This is a genomic window from Nocardioides sp. (assembly GCF_025965415.1).
In the GTDB taxonomy this organism is placed as follows: domain Bacteria; phylum Actinomycetota; class Actinomycetes; order Propionibacteriales; family Nocardioidaceae; genus Nocardioides.
The window spans coordinates 1-15924 of record NZ_JAOPWY010000013.1 but is presented as its reverse complement, the minus strand read 5'-3'; the positions used below and the strand labels follow the sequence as shown (position 1 = coordinate 15924).

Below are 15924 nucleotides of genomic sequence, written 5' to 3'. Positions count from 1 at the left end.
ATCCGCAAGGACGTCCTCGCCAAGTGCTACGGCGGTGACATCACCCGCAAGCGCAAGCTGCTGGAGAAGCAGAAGGAGGGCAAGAAGCGGATGAAGATGGTCGGCCGCGTCGAGGTCCCCCAGGAGGCGTTCGTCGCCGCCCTCTCCACCACGCAGCCGGCGGAGAAGTCCGGCAAGAAGTAGCCGTGTCCACGGTCGTCCGCAGCGACGAGGTCGCCCCGCAGCCGTGGGCCAACGGCGGCGGCACGACGCGCGAGCTGGTGCGTGCCGACGACGGCGCGTGGCGGATCAGCCTCGCCGACATCGACGGCGACGGGCCCTTCTCCGCCTTCCCCGGGCTGCACCGGCTCCTGACGGTCGTCGATGGTCCGGTGCTGGGCCTGGACGTCGACGGCGAGACCCACGTCGTCGAGCCGCAGCGCCCGTTCGCCTTCTCCGGTGACGCCGTCGTCACCGCGTCGGTCCCCGAGGGGGCGGTGCGCGTGCTCAACGTGGTCGCCGATGCGTCGGTCGAGGCCTTCGTGACGGTCCTCGAGCTCGGACGCTCCTCGGTGCTGCCGCTGGCCGCGGACCAGGCGGCGTACGTCGTCAAGGGCACCGACGCCAGGTGCCTGGTCGCCGGCCCGGGCGAGGTCGCCGGCCGGTGCACGGTCGCGGTCGTGACGCTGCAGCGCAGCTGAGCCCGTCTGCGGCACAGTGGTGCCGTGGCCACCTGGCAGGACGTCGAACGCATCGCACTGTCGCTCGACGGTGCGCGCCCGGCTCTGCGCACGCGGGTGATCCGCGCACGTGGCCTGGAGGGCGTCGGGACGGCGCTGCGTCAGACCGCCTCGCGGGTGAGCGAGACGTCCGTGATCACGATGTCGAGGGCCGTCTCCAGCGCTGCGACGGGCTCGTCGAGCTCGGCCCTGCGGGGACGCCGGGTGCGGGCGAACCACACCACCTCGAGCGGGCGGCGCTTCGCCGATCCCGTCGCCCGCCAGTAGCCGGTGATCCGGCCGTCGACCAGCAGGGGCGGCAGCACCAGGCCGTTGGCGCCGCTCCACAGGCGGGTCAGGTGGGCCGGCTGGGCGAGGCGCTGGCGCGCGGGCGGGTCGTAGCCGCACATCAGCGCGTCGAACTCGGGCAGCAGCCGCACGCCCTCCAGCGCTCGCGGCGCGGGGGAGTCGGGGACGTCGAGGTAGGTGCGTCCGTCCGGGCCCTCGTCCTCCGTCAGGCCGAGTCGCCCCTGGAGGTCGGCGAGGTGCTCATCGACCACCCGCAGCCCGAGGCCTGACCACCAGGCCAGGTCGTGGCGTGAGGAGGGGCCGTGGCTGCGCAGGTGCAGCGCGAGGGCGTCACCGATCGACCCGTCCTCGACGGCCCGCAGCGTGCGGTACTCCGGTGCCCCCTGCCCCGACCAGTCGCCGTTGACCGGCCGCCGGACCAGTCCACCGTGCCCGAAGGCGAGGTAGCGGCCCGCCTGCCCCAGCCGTCGGGTCACGTCGCCGCGCCCCTCATGGGCCAGGAGCCACCGCTGCAGGTGGTCCTCGAGGTCGTCGGTGGAGCGCCACTCGTCGGCGAAGGCCTCGGTGGCCTGCCACAGGTCGTCGAGGGAGGACGTCTCCAGGCGCAGCATCCGCTGCCACAGCGTGCGCTGCCCGACCCGGGTGGCGGCGCCGAGGGCGGCGTAGTGCCCCGGCGTCGCGGTGTGGACGGTGCCGCGAACCGTGCTGCCGCGCACGATCGCCGCCGACTCGTAGGCGGCGGCGACCTCCTCGCGCGTGGTGCCGGGGAAGCGCGCGCCGAGGGCGAGGAACGGCGAGCGGGCGGTCTGCGACTGGATCGGTCCGACCTGCGCCAGTCGTGCGGCCACGCCGTCGGCGGGCTCGGGGAACTGCCGGGCCAGCGCCGCCCCGGCGAGGTCCTCCCAGGTCAGCGCCACGATCAGTCGCGCATCGGGCCGCCGGGGCGGTCGTAGCCCTCCGCCACGATCTCCGCCACCACCGAGAGCGCGATCTCGCCGGCCCCCCTGCCACCCAGGTTGTGCCCCGCCGGCACGTGCAGCGTGCTCACGTCGACGCCCTCCTCGACGAGCTCGTCGAGCAGGGCCGCGGCGCGACGGCGGCTCGCCATCATGGCGACGTACGACGCCTCCGAGGCCAGGGCGGCACGGAGCACGGCAGGCGCGTCCGGGGCGTCGTGGTCGCAGAGAACGACCGCGTCGCCGGCGCGGGGCTCGAGACCGGGGCCACCGTCGTCGCCCGCCTCGACGAGGACGTCGCGCCCGACCGCCGTCCCGATGGAGGCGATGGCTCGCGAGATCGGGTTGTCGCTCAGGACCAGGATCCGGCCGTGCTCCGGGCGGTCGTCCGACCACGGCTGCCCACGCATGCTCATCCGCGTACTCGCTTCGCTCCGGGCGCGCATGAGGCACATGTCGCGCTGTTCTCGACGATGAGCTCGCTGACGCTCGCTCGTGCCATCAGCCTAGGCTCGCCGCATGCCCGTCACCATGCCGCAGGGACTCCTCTCCCAGCGGGACCTGGGGGCGGACTGGTCGCACTGGCTCGACCGGCTGCCCCGGCTGACCGGCGAGCTGATGGAGGACTGGCACCTCACGCCGACGGCGGCGCCGCTGCACGGCTTCTGCTCCCTGGTCGTCCCGGTCGCCGACGCCGACGGCGTACGGGCCGCCCTCAAGGTCACCTTCGACGGCGACGAGGAGTCCCTCCACGAGGGCCTCGCCCTGCAGCACTGGGGCGGGCGCGGCGCCGTACGGCTGATGCGGGCCGACCCGCGCCGGCGCGCGCTGCTGCTGGCCTGGCTCACGGGGCCGGACCTCGGCGACGCGTGGGACATCGAGGCGTGCGAGGTCGTCGGCGGTCTCTACCGGCAGCTCCACGTGCCGGCGATGCCGCAGCTGGCGACGGTCGCGTCGTACGTCGACCGGTGGCTGGGCGAGCTCGCCGAGCTCGGCCGCGACCTGCCCGTCCCGCGCCGCTACGTCGAGCAGGCGCTCGCGACCGGTCCCGACCTGATCGCCCCCGACGGCTCCCCGCCGGTGGTCGTGCACGGCGACCTGCACTACGCCAACGTGATGGCCGACGACGCGGGGGAGTGGCGGGCGATCGACCCCAAGCCGATGAGCGGCGACCCGCACTACGAGCCGGCGCCGATGCTGTGGAACCGGATGGACGAGCTCAGTGGTCCGGGCGCGGTGGGCTCCGTGCGCGACGGCCTGCGCCGCCGTTTCCACGCCCTCGTCGACGCCGGGGACCTCGATGAGGCCCGCGCCCGCGACTGGGTGGTGGTGCGGATGGTGCTCAACGCCGGCTGGACCGTGCAGGACGCCCGACGGGAGGGCCGCCGACTCTCCACCGACGAGCAGGAGTGGGTCACGCGGTGCATCGCGATCACGAAGGCCGTCCAGGACTGAGGGCCGGGAGGCGACCCAAGCCCGAAAAACCAACGACTTCGGGCGCTGGGCCGAGACAATTGGGGTGTTTGCTACCACCCGGTAAACAGAGTGATCTAGGTTACGCCCAAGTCAGCAGCACCCCCCACGCTGCGTGACGCGGTCGCGTCACGCTCCGACGAACGAGTAGGTAACAGATGGCGCTCACGATCGATACGGCCTTTCTCGACACGATGCCGGCCAACGTGGCCGTGCAGTTCTTCGACCGCGTTGCCGCCTCGCCCGACAACGAGGCCTTCCGCTTCCCGCGCGGCGAGGCGTGGGAGTCGGTCACCTGGAAGGAGGCCGGTGACCGCGTCGAGGCCCTCGCCGCGGGCCTGATCGCGCTCGGCATCGAGTCCGAGCAGCGCGTCGGCATCGCCTCCGGCACCCGCTACGAGTGGATCCTGGCCGACCTCGCCATCATGTGCGCCGGCGGCGCGACCACGACGGTCTACCCGAGCACCAACGCCGAGGACACGACCTACATCCTGGGCGACTCCGAGAGCCGCGTCGTCTTCGCCGAGGACGACGAGCAGCTCGCCAAGCTCACCGCGCACCGCGCCGAGCTCCCCCACGTCGGCAAGGTCGTCACCTTCGACCCCTCGACAGGCTCAGGACAAGCGGCAGATCATGGTGACTGGATCATCACCCTGGACGACCTGGCGGCACTGGGCGCCGCCAAGCTGGCCGAGCAGCCCGACATCGTGCGGACGACGTCGCAGGCCATCGCGCCCGACCAGCTCGCCACCTTGATCTACACCTCCGGCACCACCGGCCGCCCCAAGGGCGTGCGGCTGCGCCACTCCTCGTGGGTCTACGAGGGCGAGGCGATCCGCGCGCAGGGGATCCTCTCCGAGAGCGACCTCGAGTTCCGCTGGCTGCCGATGGCGCACTCCTTCGGCAAGGTGCTGATGTCGACCCAGATGGCCTGCGGCTTCGCCGCCGCCATCGACGGCCGCGTCGAGAAGATCGTCGACAACCTGGGTGTCGTGAAGCCGACCTTCATGGGTGCGGCTCCGCGCATCTTCGAGAAGGCGCACGGGCGCATCGTCACCATGCAGGCGGCCGAGGGCGGTGCCAAGGAGAAGCTCTTCAAGGCCGCCTTCGAGACCGGGCTCGAGGTCGAGCGCCTCAAGCGCGAGGGCAAGTCCGTCCCGATCGGCCTCAAGGTCAAGCACGGCCTGTTCGACAAGCTGGTCTTCAGCAAGGTGCGCGCCCGCTTCGGCGGGAACGTCCGCTTCTTCATCTCCGGCGCCGCGGCGCTCAACCGCGACATCGCGGAGTGGTTCGGCGCGGCCGGCATCAAGATCCTCGAGGGCTACGGCCTGACGGAGACCTCCGCGGGCTCGTTCGTCAACCACCCCGACCAGAACAAGTTCGGCACGGTCGGCCCGGTGTTCCCGGGCAGCGAGGTCAAGCTCGGCGACAACGACGAGATCATGATCAAGGGCCCCGGCGTGATGGACGGCTACCACAACCTCCCGGAGGAGACGGCCAAGACGCTGACCGGCGACGGCTGGCTGCACACCGGAGACAAGGGCGCCCTCGACGAGGACGGCCACCTGGTCATCACCGGACGCATCAAGGAGCTCTTCAAGACCTCCGGCGGCAAGTACATCGCCCCGCCGGCGATCGAGTCGAAGTTCAAGGCGGTCTGCCCGTATGCCAGCCAGTTCATGGTGTTCGGCGAGGAGCGCAACTACTGCGTCGCGCTGGTCACCCTCGACCCCGACGCGATGACCGGCTGGGCCGAGGCCAACGGCATGAGCGGCGCGTCCTACACCGAGATCGTGCAGTCGGAGGCCGTGCAGAAGATGGTCGCCGACTACATCGACGAGCTCAACAGCCACCTCAACCGCTGGGAGACCATCAAGAAGTGGACGCTCCTCGACCATGACCTCACGGTCGAGTCCGGTGAGCTCACGCCCTCGATGAAGGTCAAGCGCAACGTCGTGCAGGGCAACCACCAGGGCCTCATCGACGAGATGTACGCCTGACGGCGAGCGTTGCTCCGGGGGGCGCGCGTGGTTGGATACCCGCGTGCCCCCCGCGCAACCCGACGGCGACGTCGCCCCCGAGGACGGCCTGCTGCCCGACGAGGCATGGGCCGAGTTCGGCAGCAAGCCGTTCGGCCTCTACGTCCACGTGCCGTTCTGCAGCGTCCGCTGCGGCTACTGCGACTTCAACACCTACACCGCCCACGAGCTCGGGGACGAGGTCGGCGCCAGCCGGACGTCGTACGCCGAGGCCGCGATCCGCGAGATCCGCTTCGCCAGGCAGGTGCTGGGGCACCGCGACGTCAAGATCGAGACGATCTTCTTCGGCGGGGGCACGCCGACGCTGCTGAAGCCCGCCGACCTCGGCGCCATCGTGGCGAGCGCGGCCGCGGAGTTCGGCCTGGCCGACGGCGTGGAGATCACCACGGAGGCCAACCCCGACAGCGTGGCGGCCTGGGACCTCGAGGAGCTGCGCACGGCGGGCTTCAACCGGATCAGCTTCGGCATGCAGTCGGCGGTCGACCACGTGCTGCGCACCCTGGACCGCACCCACGACCCGATGCGCGTCCCCGCGGCCGTGGACTGGGCCCGGCAGGCGGGCTTCGACGACGTCAGCCTCGACCTGATCTACGGCACGCCGGGGGAGTCGCTCGCCGACTGGGAGACCTCGGTGGACGCGGCGCTGGCCTGCGAGCCCGACCACATCTCGGCGTACTCGCTCATCGTCGAGGACGGCACCGCCCTCGCCCGCCAGGTCAAGCGCGGCGAGCTGCCGATGCCCGACGAGGACGACCAGGCCGACAAGTACTACCTCGCCGACGAGCGGTTCACCGCCGCCGGGCTCGGGTGGTACGAGGTGTCCAACTGGGCCACGTCGCGCGACCACTGGTGCCGTCACAACATGCTCTACTGGACCGGCGGGCACTGGTGGGGCGTCGGCCCCGGCGCTCACTCCCACGTCGGCGGCACCCGGTGGTGGAACGTCAAGCACCCCTCGGCGTACGCCGAACGGCTGGGCCGCGGTGTCTCGCCGGCCATGGCCCGCGAGGTCCTGGGCTACCGCGACCAGAGGGTCGAGCGGATCCTGCTCGAGATCCGCCTGGTCGAGGGGCTCCCGGTCACCGCGCTCGACGCCTCGGGCCGCTCGCACGTCGCGCGCCTGGTCGCCGACGGCCTGGTCGAGCTGGCCACCGAGCGCCTGGTGCTGACCCAGCGCGGCCGGCTCCTCGCCGACGCCGTGGTGCGCGACCTCGTCGACTGAGGCCCCCACCGAAACCACCACCCGACGTCCGGCGGTTGAGGTGCGAGCGCCGCGTGATCCTTCCTGAGCAGGCTCAGGGCTGGGTCGTGAAGTCGATCAGCTCCTCCACCCGACCGAGCAGCGCGGGCTCGAGGTCGGCGAAGGAGGTCACCCGGCCGAGGACGTGCTTCCAGGCTCGCGCGATGTCGGCCTGGTCGCGGTGCGGCCAGCCGAGCTGCTGGCAGGTGCCCTTCTTCCAGTCGATGCCCTTGGGGACGTGGGGCCAGCGGGCGATGCCGAGGCGGTCGGGCTTGACGGCCTGCCAGATGTCGATGAAGGGGTGTCCGACGACGAGCACGTGCTTGCCGACGGGGGACCGGGCGATGCCCTGCGCGATGCGGGCCTCCTTCGACCCCGGGACCAGGTGGTCGACCAGGACGCCGACGCGGCGCTGCGGGCCGGGCTTGAAGTCGCGCAGGTGGTCGGCGAGGTCGTCGACGCCGCCGAGGTACTCGACCACGACGCCCTCGATGCGCAGGTCGTCGCCCCAGACCTTCTCCACCAGCTCGGCGTCGTGGCGACCCTCGACGAAGATCCGGCTCGCCCGGGCCACGCGGGCCTTGGCACCCTGCACCGCGACGGAGCCGGACGCCGTACGCGTGGGGGCGGCGGGGGCGCCGGCCCGCACCGGGCGGGTGAGGATCACCGGCCTGCCCTCGAGGAGGAAGCCGGGCCCGAGCGGGAACGTACGCCGCTTGCCGCGCCGGTCCTCCAGCGTCAGCGTGTCGATGTCGCGGTCGACCGCGACCACCTCGCCGCACCAGTCGGTCGTGACCTCCTCGACGACCATGCCGATCTCGGTGGGGGTCTCGACGGCGCGGCCGTTGGCCGGCTTGCGCCAGTCGGTGGAGAGGACGTCGGTTCCGTAGCGATCGAGAGGCACCGGCCCACGGTATGGACCACACGACGGGCATCGGGGGAGGCCACGCCGTGGAGGGCAGAAGGCGACCGACGAGCACCAGCAGCATCGCTCGCGGTCTCGCGGGACGCAGCGGATCCTCCGGGGCTGGCCCCCCTCGCCCTCACGCGCTGAGGCCTCAGCTGCCGGCGCCGCCGCCGGACTCGGTGTCGCCCTCCTGGTCGGGGGCGGTGCTGGCACCGTCGTCGTTGCCCAGGTCCTCCTGCGTGGCGTCCATCTGGAGCTCCTCGCGGCTCTTGGTCTCCTCGGCGTCGGGGTCGAGGGGCTCGGCGAGCGGGTTGTCCTCGCCGGGCTGGAGGTCCTCGGGCAGCTGGTCGTCGGAGATGCCGCCGATGGTCTCGGAGTCCGGGGAGGCGGTGCCGCCGGGGTGGTCCGCGTCGGCCGCGCTGGTGCCGCTGCTGGCCTCGGGGTTCTCGGTGGAGGCGGCGGGATCGGGCTGGGGGTCGCTGTTCTCGCTCATCACCCAGTCCTACCGACCGCCGCGTGCCGCGACCAGCCCCCTCGGGGTGTGCCGGTCAGCAGATGCCGGCGTGGAGGTGCGAGCGCAGCGCGGTGCCGAGCTCCTGGGGCGAGGAGACGGTGCGCAGGAAGTCGAGGCGCTCGGTGTGCCCTCCCGCCGTGTCCAGCCAGGAGACGTCCACCCCCGAGGCGTCCACCCGCAACAGGCTGGCCGCCAGGAGGGACTGGAGGGGTACGCCGAACGTGCTCGCCATCGCGGCCCGGAGCTCCTGCTCGTGGGCCTCGTTGGCGTGCTCGGCGGTGCGTTGGAGGTAGCCGGGGTTGAGGACGAGCTCCCGGTCGCGGTACCGCGCGACGTCGACGGGCACCGGCCGGTCGTCGCGGAAGAGGGTCACGCGGGAGACCTCCAGGGCGACCAGCGACCGCGGGTCGCCGCAGCAGCTGCAGCCCGCTCCGCGCCGGGCCAGCCGTCCCTGGAGGAACAGGTCCAGCCGTCGGTCACCGCAGGCGGGGTCGCCCAGCCCGCTGGTCACCTCGAGCACGCCGCCCGCGCCGCGGCGGGCGGCGGCGAGGAGCGCCGAGCCCTCCGACGCGCTGAAGACGGGGGAGCCGTGCACGTCGCTCGTCACGTCGTACGCCTCGTCCTCGAGCGCCTCGCGCTGCTCGCCCACCCGCAGGGTGAGGCGCTCCGGGCACGACAGGACGCTGCGGGCGATCAGTGCTGCCTCGGTGGGGATCATCACGGCTCCAAAGATTAGGTAAGGCAACCCTAAGCCTCGGGCCGCGTTCACACCAGAGGCAGTCGCTTCTGGCTGCGGGGAAGGTGCTCGTAGCCCAGGCGTACGGCGCTCACGAGGCGCTCGCGGTCCCACGGCCACTCGCCCTCGGCGAGCGCCTGCGACTGCGGCACGCCGCGGGTGGCGAGGTCGCGGATGGTCTCGGCGATGACGCCCAGCTCGACCCGCTGGTCCTGCACGAAGTCCTTGTCGACCACCTGGCCGTGGCCGGGCACCACGACGGTCGCGTCGGTCATCAGCCCCAGGACGAGGTCGAGCGTCAGCGGCCACTCCATCGGCCACGAGTCGTCGCCGATGAACGGCGGGTCCGACTCCTCGATGAGGTCACCGCCCAGCAGCACGTCGGCGTCGGGCACCCGCACCACGAGGTCGCCGGCGGTGTGCCCGCGGCCCGGGTGGATCAGCTCGACGGCCCGGTCGCCGAGGTCGAGCTGCACGGCCGACGAGAAGCCGTGGGTGGGCCGGTGGACCGTCGTGGCGAGGATCTCCTCGCGACGCGGGTGGTCGGTGGCCTGCTCGTACGTCTCGAAGGTGTGGCCGGCCGAGACCTCGATGTGGTCGCGCGCCCACTCGGTCGCGTGGATCGGCATCTCACCGAACTGCTCGACCATCGTGGCGTTGCCGAAGTGGTGGTCCCAGTGCTCGTGGGTGTTGACCAGGCCGGTCAGCGGCCCCGCGCCCAGGCGTCGTACGTCGTCGGCGACGATGCGTGCCTGTGCCGCGGACCCGTGCGTGTCCACCATGATCAGTCCGTCGGAACCGCCGATCAGGGTGATGTTGACGTGCATCCAGTCGTAGTGCGCCACCCACACTCGCGGCGCCACCTCCGTGAAGTCGGGCATGTCCGGGACTCTACGGACTCCTAGTACGCTTGGCACTCAGGGCGAACGAGTGCCAGAACCACCCCACACCGATGCGAGCGAGGAGGGCTGCCGTGGTCGACGACCGCAAGCTCGACGTGCTGCGCGCGATCGTCGAGGACTACGTCGCGACCGAGGAGCCCGTGGGCTCCAAGGCGCTGGTCGAGCGGCACGCACTGGGTGTATCCCCGGCGACGGTGCGCAACGACATGGCCGCGCTGGAGGAGGAGGGCTACATCCACCAGCCCCACACCAGCGCCGGCCGGGTGCCGACCGACAAGGGCTACCGGCTCTTCGTCGACAAGCTCGCCACCCTCAAGCCGATGAGCGTCGCCGAGCGCCGCGCGATCTCGACCCTGCTCGACGGGGCCGTCGACCTCGACGACGTGGTGCAGAAGTCGGTGCGGCTGCTGAGCCAGCTCACCCGCCAGGTCGCGATCGTGCAGTATCCCTCGCTCTCGCGCTCCACGGTCCGCCACGTCGAGCTGGTCGCGCTGACCCCGACGCGGGTGATGGTGATCCTGATCCTCAGCACCGGTCGCGTCGAGCAGCGCCTCGTCGAGCTGGACGAGCCGCTCGCCGACGCCGACCTCGCCGAGCTCCGGGCCGCGGTCAACCGCGCCAGCGCCGGGGTGCAGATCGCCGCCGCGACGGCCGCGGTGGTGGACCTGCCCGACGACGTACGCCCCGGGCACGCCGAGTCCACCCGCGCGATCGTGACCGTCCTCGCGGAGGCCATGTCCGACCACCGCAACGACGAGCGGGTCGCGGTGAGCGGCGCCGCCAACCTGGCCCGCTACGGCGACTTCGACACGGCCGTCCGGCCGCTGCTGGAGGCGCTGGAGGAGCACGTCGTGCTGCTCAAGCTGCTGGGGGAGTCGGGCGTCGACGCGGTGACCGTGCGCATCGGGCACGAAGGCCCCTACTCCGAGCTCGCCGCGACCAGTGTCGTGGCCACCGGCTACGGCCCCCAGGAGCTGCACCTCGGCTCCCTGGGCGTGGTCGGCCCCACCCGTATGGACTACCCCGGATCCATGTCAGCCGTGCGCGCCGTGGCGCGCTACGTCTCGCGGATCCTCGATGAAGGAAACCAGTGACCCAAGACCCCTACGAGATCCTCGGCGTCTCGCGTGACGCCAGCGCCGACGAGGTCAAGAAGGCCTACCGCAAGCTGGCCCGGCAGCTGCACCCCGACGTCAACCCGGACCCCGAGACGCAGGAGCGCTTCAAGGACGTCTCCCGCGCCTACGAGGTGCTCAGCGACCCCGGCAAGCGCCAGGCCTACGACCGCGGCGGCGACGCCTTCAGCCAGGGCTTCGGCGGTGCCGGCCAGGGCTTCTCGTTCACCGACATCATGGACGCGTTCTTCGGCGGTGGCGCGGCCGGTGGCGGGGCCACGCGTGGCCCGCGCTCGCGGGCGCGTCGTGGTCAGGACGCGCTGATCCGCCTCGACGCCACGCTCGCGGAGGCGGCCTTCGGTGTCACCCGCGAGATCAAGGTCGACACCGCGCTGACCTGCGAGGCGTGCGAGGGCCAGGGCACCGCCCCCGGCACCCAGCCCACCACCTGCGAGACGTGCCACGGCCAGGGCGAGGTCGCGGTCGTGCAGCGCTCGTTCCTGGGCGAGATCCGCACCCTGCGCCCGTGCGCCGCCTGCCGCGGCTACGGCTCGATCATCCCCGACCCGTGCCGCGAGTGCTCGGGTGACGGCCGGGTCCGCACCCGCCGCACCCTGACCGTGAAGATCCCGGCCGGCGTCGACCACGGCACCCGCGTGCAGCTCACCGGCCAGGGCGAGGTCGGCCCCGGGGGCGGCCCGGCCGGCGACCTCTACGTCGAGATCCACGTCGAGCCCCACAAGACCTTCACCCGCCACGGCAACGACCTGCACACCACGATCTCCCTGCCGATGACCGCTGCCGCGCTCGGCACGCAGCTGACGCTCCCGTTGCTGGAGGCCGACGTCGCGTCGGGCGACTCCGAGACCGCGACGACCTTCGAGCTCGAGGTCCGCCCCGGCACGCAGTCGGGCACCGAGCAGGTCATCCGCGGCTTCGGCGTGCCCAGCCTGCGCGGCGGTCGCGGCGACCTCGTCGTGAGCATCTCGGTCAACACCCCGACCCGTCTCGACCCGCGTCAGGAGGACCTGCTGCGCGAGCTCGCGGCGATCCGGGGCGAGGAGACGCCGGACGGGCAGGTGGAGGCTCCGCACAAGTCGATGTTCGGCCGGCTCCGCGACGCCTTCCAGGGCTGAGCCATGTCCCTGCCGGTCCACCTCGTCGGGTCCCTCGCCGGCGCTGCGCCCGGCTCGCTCGTCGAGGTGACCGGTGACGAGGCGCACCACGCCGTTGCCGTACGACGCCTGCGCGAGGGTGAGCAGGTCGTGCTGACCGACGGCCTGGGAGCCTCCGTCACCGGCGCGGTCGCGTCGACCGGCAAGCGGGTCTTCGCCGTGACGGTCGCCTCGATCGAGCGGGTCGAGCGTCCCGAGCCTGCCGTCACCGTCGTCCAGGCGCTGCCCAAGGGCGAGCGCGGCGAGCTCGCCGTCGAGGTGCTCACCGAGGTCGGCGTCGACCGGATCGTGCCGTGGGCGGCTTCGCGCTCGGTCGCGGTGTGGAAGGGCGAGCGGGCCGCGAAGTCGCACGCGAAGTGGCAGGCCACCGCCCGTGAGGCCGCCAAGCAGTCGCGCCGCTCGTGGCTGCCGACCGTGGCCCCGCTGGCGTCGACCGCCGACCTGGCCGCGCTGGTGGGGGAGGCCGACCTCGCCGTGGTCCTCCACGAGGACGCCACCGCGCCGCTCAGCGGCGTCGACGTGCCGGCCTCCGGGCGGATCGTGGTCGTCGTCGGCCCCGAGGGCGGCATCGCCCCCGAGGAGCTCGACGCCCTGTCCGCGGCGGGTGCCGTGCCGGTGCGGCTGGGGGCCGAGGTGCTGCGCACCTCCACCGCCGGGGTCGTCGCGGTCGCCGCGCTCCTGGCGCGCACCAGCCGCTGGGCCTAGTCGACGACCGTGATCCGCCGGGTGTCGGTGTCGAAGCGGCCTTCGCCCGACGGGTCGTCGGTCTGCGAGATGACGACGTACTCACCGGGGGCCACGTCCGTCAGGTCGAAGGTGACCTCGAAGGGGAAGAGCCTGTCCTCGTAGCTGCCGGCGATCGCGGGCTTCTGGTCCACGACGTAGGTGCCCTCCCAGCGTTGGATCCGGGTCACGATGTTGCCCTCGAAGGAGTTGCCGAGGCCCGTGACCGTGAAGGGCTCGTCGTTGTCGACCCGCTCTCCCTCGGACGGCGCGGAGAGCGACACGTGCGCAAGCACGGCGAGGTCGGACCCGGCGTCCAGCGGCTCCGAGGTCGGCACCCCGAGCACCTGGTCGGCGAGCTCGCCGTAGAGCAGGAAGCGCACGGGCAGCGGCTCGCCCACCACTCCCTGGGCCGTGCGGACCAGCTGCTCGACCGCCAGCCGCGCCTCCTGCTCGGAGAGCGCGCCGCGGTCGCGCAGGTCGGCCTCGGGGTCGCCGCCGAGCCAGATCTCGATGACGTCCCCTGTGTCGTCCAGGGCCGCACCCGCCTGCGTGAGGGACGGCCACGGCACGCGGTAGTCGGGATCGAGGGGGAGGAGTCCTGGGCCGCCGGGACCGTTGCCCACCGCGGCCGCGACGGCCGCGTCGAGCGGATCGGCACCCTCGAGCGTGCGGACCTCGCGGTAGAGCCGTGGTCCGGCGGGGGTGTCGCCGATGTAGTAGATCCCCACGGGCGGCTGGGTCTCGACGGGGGTGGGCGCGGAGGTGGTGGGCGACGGCGAGGCCGGGTCGGGGTCGGTGCCCCGCGGCGTACCCCCCGTGGTCAGCGCCAGCGCCGTCACCACCGAGGCCGCGGCCAGTCCGACGCCGCCGGCGGCCCACCAGCCACGGCCCGTACGGCGGCGACCCGACGTCGCCGCGCGGATCGCGTCCAGCCGGTCGCCCGGCTCGACGCCGTCGGCCGCGTCGCGCAGCAGGTCCTTGATCCGGTCGCTCATGACCCGTCCTCCCACCAGTCGCCGAGCAGCTCGCGCAGGGCGGCGCTGCCTCGGTGTGCGTGCGCCTTGACCGAGCCGGGCGAGATGCCCAGCGCGTCGGCGATCTGTGCCTCGGACCAGTCCAGGTAGTGCCGCAGGACCAGCACCTCGCGCTGCCGGTCGGACAGCCGGAGCAGCGCGGCGCGTACGGCGTCGCGGCGCGCACCGCCCTCCGAGGGCCCGTCCACGACGCCCTCGCCGGCGGCGCTCGAGCGGACGTGCCGCTCGACGACCACCCGGTGCCGCAGGGCGGAGCGCGACCGGTTCACGACGGCCTGGCGCAGGTAGGCCAGCGCCTTGTCGGGGTCGCGCAGCCGTGACCAGTGCCCGTGCATCGCCACGAAGGCGTCCTGCACCACGTCCTCCGCGGCGGACTGGTCGTGCATCAGCAGGACGGAGAGCCGGACGAGCTGACGCCAGTGCGCGGCGTACAGCTGCTCGACGGCTGTGTCGGCGTCGTCGAGGCGCTCGGTCACGGACACCCTCTCCCGACGCGGTCTGGTCCCAGTGGTCACGCTAGTGGGACGCGCCGGGCCGTGCCCCGGTTGACGCCAACCGGTGAGTTGGCGACGTGGGGGCAGGAGCTCCGGCTACTGCACGGTGACCAGCTTGGTGTCGACGTTCGGGCCGTCCCCCTCGGCGCCGCCGCTGGGGTCGTCGGTCTCGCACCGGACCACCACGTCGCCGGTGACGCCGTCGAGCGGCAGCTCGACCTCGAAGGGGAACAGCCGGTCCTCCATCCACCCGTCGGCCTGGTAGCCCTCGAGCGAGACCTCCTCCCCGCCCGCGATCAGCCGGCACGGCCCGGAGGCCTCGAAGGAGTTGGCCACCCCGGTGACCGTGAGGGTGTCGCCGGTGACGGTGTCGCCCTCGGCGGGCGAGGTGATGTTGACGAGGTTGAGGGTGCGCAGCGCGCTCGCGGCCTCGAGCGGGACGTCGGTGGGCACCCCGAAGAGCCGGACGTCGCTCCCGCCGCGCTCGACGAGCACCGGCACGCGCTCCTGCTGGACGCCCTGCAGCGTGTAGACGAGCTGCTGCAGCGCCAGCGTCGCGTCCCGGCGCGTCATGCCGTCCGGTCGCTCGGTGAAGTCGTCAGAGGGCAGCGACACCACCAACAGCCCGTCGGAGGCGCCGACCGAGGAGATCTCCACCTGGGGCCAGAGCGTGCGGTAGTCCGGGTCGTCGGGCTGGCCGCCGCCCGCGACGAGGCGCGCGGCCTCGAGCAGGGGGTCGCCCGTGACGCGGTGGAACTCCCGGAAGAGGCGCGGCTTCCCACCGGGTCCGTCGCCGACGAAGTAGACCGGCACCGCGGTGTCGGTGGGCTCCTCGGGCTCCTGCGAGGTGGGCTCGGCCGTGGGCTCGTCGGACGGGGACGGGCTGCGCGTCCGCGTGGGCTCCTTCGTCCCGCCCGAGGCCGGCACGGGGTCGTCGGCGGTGCCGCACGCGACCAGCGACAGGCTGCCGGCCAGGACGACGGCGGTCGCGCCCGCCCAACGTCGTACGGCCGGGTGGCGGCTGGGGAAGGTCATGCTCGTCACGCTAGTGGGACGGTGCCCCGCCCCGACCGCTTACACGCCGCGGCGCCAGGTCCTAGGCTGGAGGGATGAGCGAGACGTCGGCCGACTGCATCTTCTGCACGATCGTCGCCGGCGAGATCCCCGCGGAGGTGCTCGCCAGCAACGAGCACGCCATCTCCTTCAAGGACCTCAACCCGCAAGCGCCGTTCCACGCGCTGGTGGTCCCGGTCGACCACCACGAGAACGCGGCCGCCTCCGCGGCGGCCGACCCGGCGATCATCGGGCACCTGGTGTCCCTCGCCGACCAGGTGGCCAAGGCGGCCGGCAACGAGGAGTACCGCCTCATCGTCAACACTGGCGTGGGGGCCGGGCAGAGCGTGTTCCACACCCATGTCCATGTGCTCGGCTCGACGCCCGCCATGACCGAGTCCCTGATCAGATCCGCCGGTCATGAACCGCACCCGTCTCGCCGCCCTCCTGGCCAACGGCGCGCTCGGGCTCTCCGCGTGCGGAGGGGGCACCGGCACCGGCACCGGCACCGACGAGGGCCGCGCCACCCAGCCGGCCGCGGCCGCGCAGGCAG

Annotated in this window: 18 protein-coding genes; 9 read left to right on the top strand and 9 right to left on the bottom strand. The window is 72.8% G+C overall.

Features of this window, described 5'->3' with window-relative positions:
* On the top strand, positions 1–183 hold a 183-nt coding region (locus JWN97_RS01535; RefSeq protein WP_297617123.1), incomplete at its 5' end, for a hypothetical protein.
* A gap of 2 nt (positions 184–185) precedes the next feature.
* A complete protein-coding gene (locus JWN97_RS01530; protein WP_297617120.1) occupies positions 186–680 on the top strand; it encodes a HutD family protein in 495 nt (164 codons plus the stop codon).
* A 140-nt stretch (positions 681–820) separates the two neighbouring features.
* On the opposite strand, the gene JWN97_RS01525 is transcribed toward JWN97_RS01530, so the two are convergent.
* Together JWN97_RS01525 and JWN97_RS01520 are read right to left on the bottom strand one after the other, a co-directional pair.
* Complete coding sequence (locus tag JWN97_RS01525) at positions 821–1924, bottom strand: crosslink repair DNA glycosylase YcaQ family protein (protein WP_297617117.1); 1104 nt, start codon at positions 1922–1924, stop codon at positions 821–823.
* 2 nt (positions 1925–1926) lie between these two features.
* Entirely contained in the window at positions 1927–2373 is a 447-nt protein-coding gene (locus JWN97_RS01520; protein WP_297617114.1) for an XdhC family protein, read from the bottom strand.
* A 109-nt stretch (positions 2374–2482) separates the two neighbouring features.
* On the opposite strand from JWN97_RS01520, the gene JWN97_RS01515 reads away from it, so the two are divergent.
* The 3 genes from JWN97_RS01515 (at position 2483) to hemW (ending at position 6697) form a co-directional block, all read left to right on the top strand.
* Positions 2483–3418 carry an aminoglycoside phosphotransferase family protein gene (locus tag JWN97_RS01515; protein WP_297617111.1) on the top strand — a complete coding sequence of 312 codons (936 nt, stop codon included), beginning with the start codon at positions 2483–2485 and terminating at the stop codon, positions 3416–3418.
* Positions 3419–3594: 176 nt separating this feature from the next.
* Positions 3595–5436 carry a long-chain fatty acid--CoA ligase gene (locus JWN97_RS01510; protein WP_297617108.1) on the top strand — a complete coding sequence of 614 codons (1842 nt, stop codon included), beginning with the start codon at positions 3595–3597 and terminating at the stop codon, positions 5434–5436.
* Positions 5437–5479: 43 nt separating this feature from the next.
* Positions 5480–6697, top strand: a complete 1218-nt coding sequence (gene hemW / locus JWN97_RS01505; RefSeq protein WP_297617105.1) for a radical SAM family heme chaperone HemW — start codon at positions 5480–5482, stop codon at positions 6695–6697.
* 73 nt (positions 6698–6770) lie between these two features.
* Here hemW and JWN97_RS01500 read toward each other — a convergent pair whose 3' ends face one another.
* The 4 genes from JWN97_RS01500 to JWN97_RS01485 form a co-directional block, all read right to left on the bottom strand.
* On the bottom strand, positions 6771–7619 hold the full coding sequence (locus JWN97_RS01500; RefSeq protein ID WP_297617102.1) for a DUF3097 domain-containing protein: 849 nt from the start codon (positions 7617–7619) through the stop codon (positions 6771–6773).
* 154 nt (positions 7620–7773) lie between these two features.
* A complete protein-coding gene (locus JWN97_RS01495) occupies positions 7774–8115 on the bottom strand; it encodes a hypothetical protein (RefSeq protein WP_297617099.1) in 342 nt (113 codons plus the stop codon).
* Between the two features lie 55 nt (positions 8116–8170).
* The gene (locus JWN97_RS01490; RefSeq protein WP_297617096.1) at positions 8171–8857 is read right to left on the bottom strand and encodes a hypothetical protein; all 687 of its coding nucleotides are present in this window, start codon (positions 8855–8857) and stop codon (positions 8171–8173) included.
* A gap of 44 nt (positions 8858–8901) precedes the next feature.
* Entirely contained in the window at positions 8902–9753 is an 852-nt protein-coding gene (locus tag JWN97_RS01485; RefSeq protein ID WP_297617093.1) for an MBL fold metallo-hydrolase, read from the bottom strand.
* Positions 9754–9845: 92 nt separating this feature from the next.
* On the opposite strand from JWN97_RS01485, the gene hrcA reads away from it, so the two are divergent.
* Genes hrcA through JWN97_RS01470 form a run of 3 tightly spaced genes read left to right on the top strand, consistent with a single transcriptional unit; the run spans position 9846 to position 12769 of the window.
* Positions 9846–10868: a heat-inducible transcriptional repressor HrcA gene (hrcA, locus tag JWN97_RS01480; RefSeq protein WP_297617090.1), complete on the top strand. Its 1023-nt coding sequence runs from the start codon at positions 9846–9848 to the stop codon at positions 10866–10868.
* Entirely contained in the window at positions 10865–12025 is a 1161-nt protein-coding gene (gene dnaJ / locus JWN97_RS01475; protein ID WP_297617087.1) for a molecular chaperone DnaJ, read from the top strand. Before hrcA ends, dnaJ begins: the two co-directional genes overlap by 4 nt.
* Before the next feature lie 3 nt (positions 12026–12028).
* Positions 12029–12769, top strand: a complete 741-nt coding sequence (locus JWN97_RS01470) for a 16S rRNA (uracil(1498)-N(3))-methyltransferase (RefSeq protein ID WP_297617084.1) — start codon at positions 12029–12031, stop codon at positions 12767–12769.
* On the opposite strand, the gene JWN97_RS01465 is transcribed toward JWN97_RS01470, so the two are convergent.
* The 3 genes from JWN97_RS01465 to JWN97_RS01455 form a co-directional block, all read right to left on the bottom strand.
* The gene (locus tag JWN97_RS01465) at positions 12766–13785 is read right to left on the bottom strand and encodes a Gmad2 immunoglobulin-like domain-containing protein (RefSeq protein ID WP_297617080.1); all 1020 of its coding nucleotides are present in this window, start codon (positions 13783–13785) and stop codon (positions 12766–12768) included. The two genes, JWN97_RS01470 and JWN97_RS01465, sit on opposite strands and share 4 nt — an antisense overlap.
* Positions 13782–14300 (bottom strand): SigE family RNA polymerase sigma factor, encoded by a 519-nt coding sequence (locus JWN97_RS01460; RefSeq protein WP_297617077.1) that lies wholly within the window; start codon positions 14298–14300, stop codon positions 13782–13784. The genes JWN97_RS01465 and JWN97_RS01460 overlap by 4 nt, the downstream gene beginning before the upstream one ends.
* Positions 14301–14414: 114 nt before the next feature.
* Positions 14415–15353 carry a Gmad2 immunoglobulin-like domain-containing protein gene (locus tag JWN97_RS01455; RefSeq protein WP_297617074.1) on the bottom strand — a complete coding sequence of 313 codons (939 nt, stop codon included), beginning with the start codon at positions 15351–15353 and terminating at the stop codon, positions 14415–14417.
* 74 nt (positions 15354–15427) lie between these two features.
* On the opposite strand from JWN97_RS01455, the gene JWN97_RS01450 reads away from it, so the two are divergent.
* Positions 15428–15924 (top strand): HIT domain-containing protein (locus JWN97_RS01450; RefSeq protein ID WP_297617071.1); only part of this gene is annotated, 497 nt, incomplete at its 3' end.

Excerpts from the sequence above, each read along its gene's own strand:
- JWN97_RS01520 (WP_297617114.1), bottom strand. The coding sequence starts at position 2,373 with ATGCGTGGGCAGCCGTGGTCGGACGACCGCCCGGAGCACGGCCGGATC.
- JWN97_RS01515 (WP_297617111.1), top strand. The coding sequence starts at position 2,483 with ATGCCCGTCACCATGCCGCAGGGACTCCTCTCCCAGCGGGACCTGGGG.
- JWN97_RS01510 (WP_297617108.1), top strand. The coding sequence starts at position 3,595 with ATGGCGCTCACGATCGATACGGCCTTTCTCGACACGATGCCGGCCAAC.
- JWN97_RS01495 (WP_297617099.1), bottom strand. The coding sequence starts at position 8,115 with ATGAGCGAGAACAGCGACCCCCAGCCCGATCCCGCCGCCTCCACCGAG.
- JWN97_RS01485 (WP_297617093.1), bottom strand. The coding sequence starts at position 9,753 with ATGCCCGACTTCACGGAGGTGGCGCCGCGAGTGTGGGTGGCGCACTAC.
- JWN97_RS01470 (WP_297617084.1), top strand. The coding sequence starts at position 12,029 with ATGTCCCTGCCGGTCCACCTCGTCGGGTCCCTCGCCGGCGCTGCGCCC.
- JWN97_RS01465 (WP_297617080.1), bottom strand. The coding sequence starts at position 13,785 with ATGAGCGACCGGATCAAGGACCTGCTGCGCGACGCGGCCGACGGCGTC.
- JWN97_RS01455 (WP_297617074.1), bottom strand. The coding sequence starts at position 15,353 with ATGACCTTCCCCAGCCGCCACCCGGCCGTACGACGTTGGGCGGGCGCG.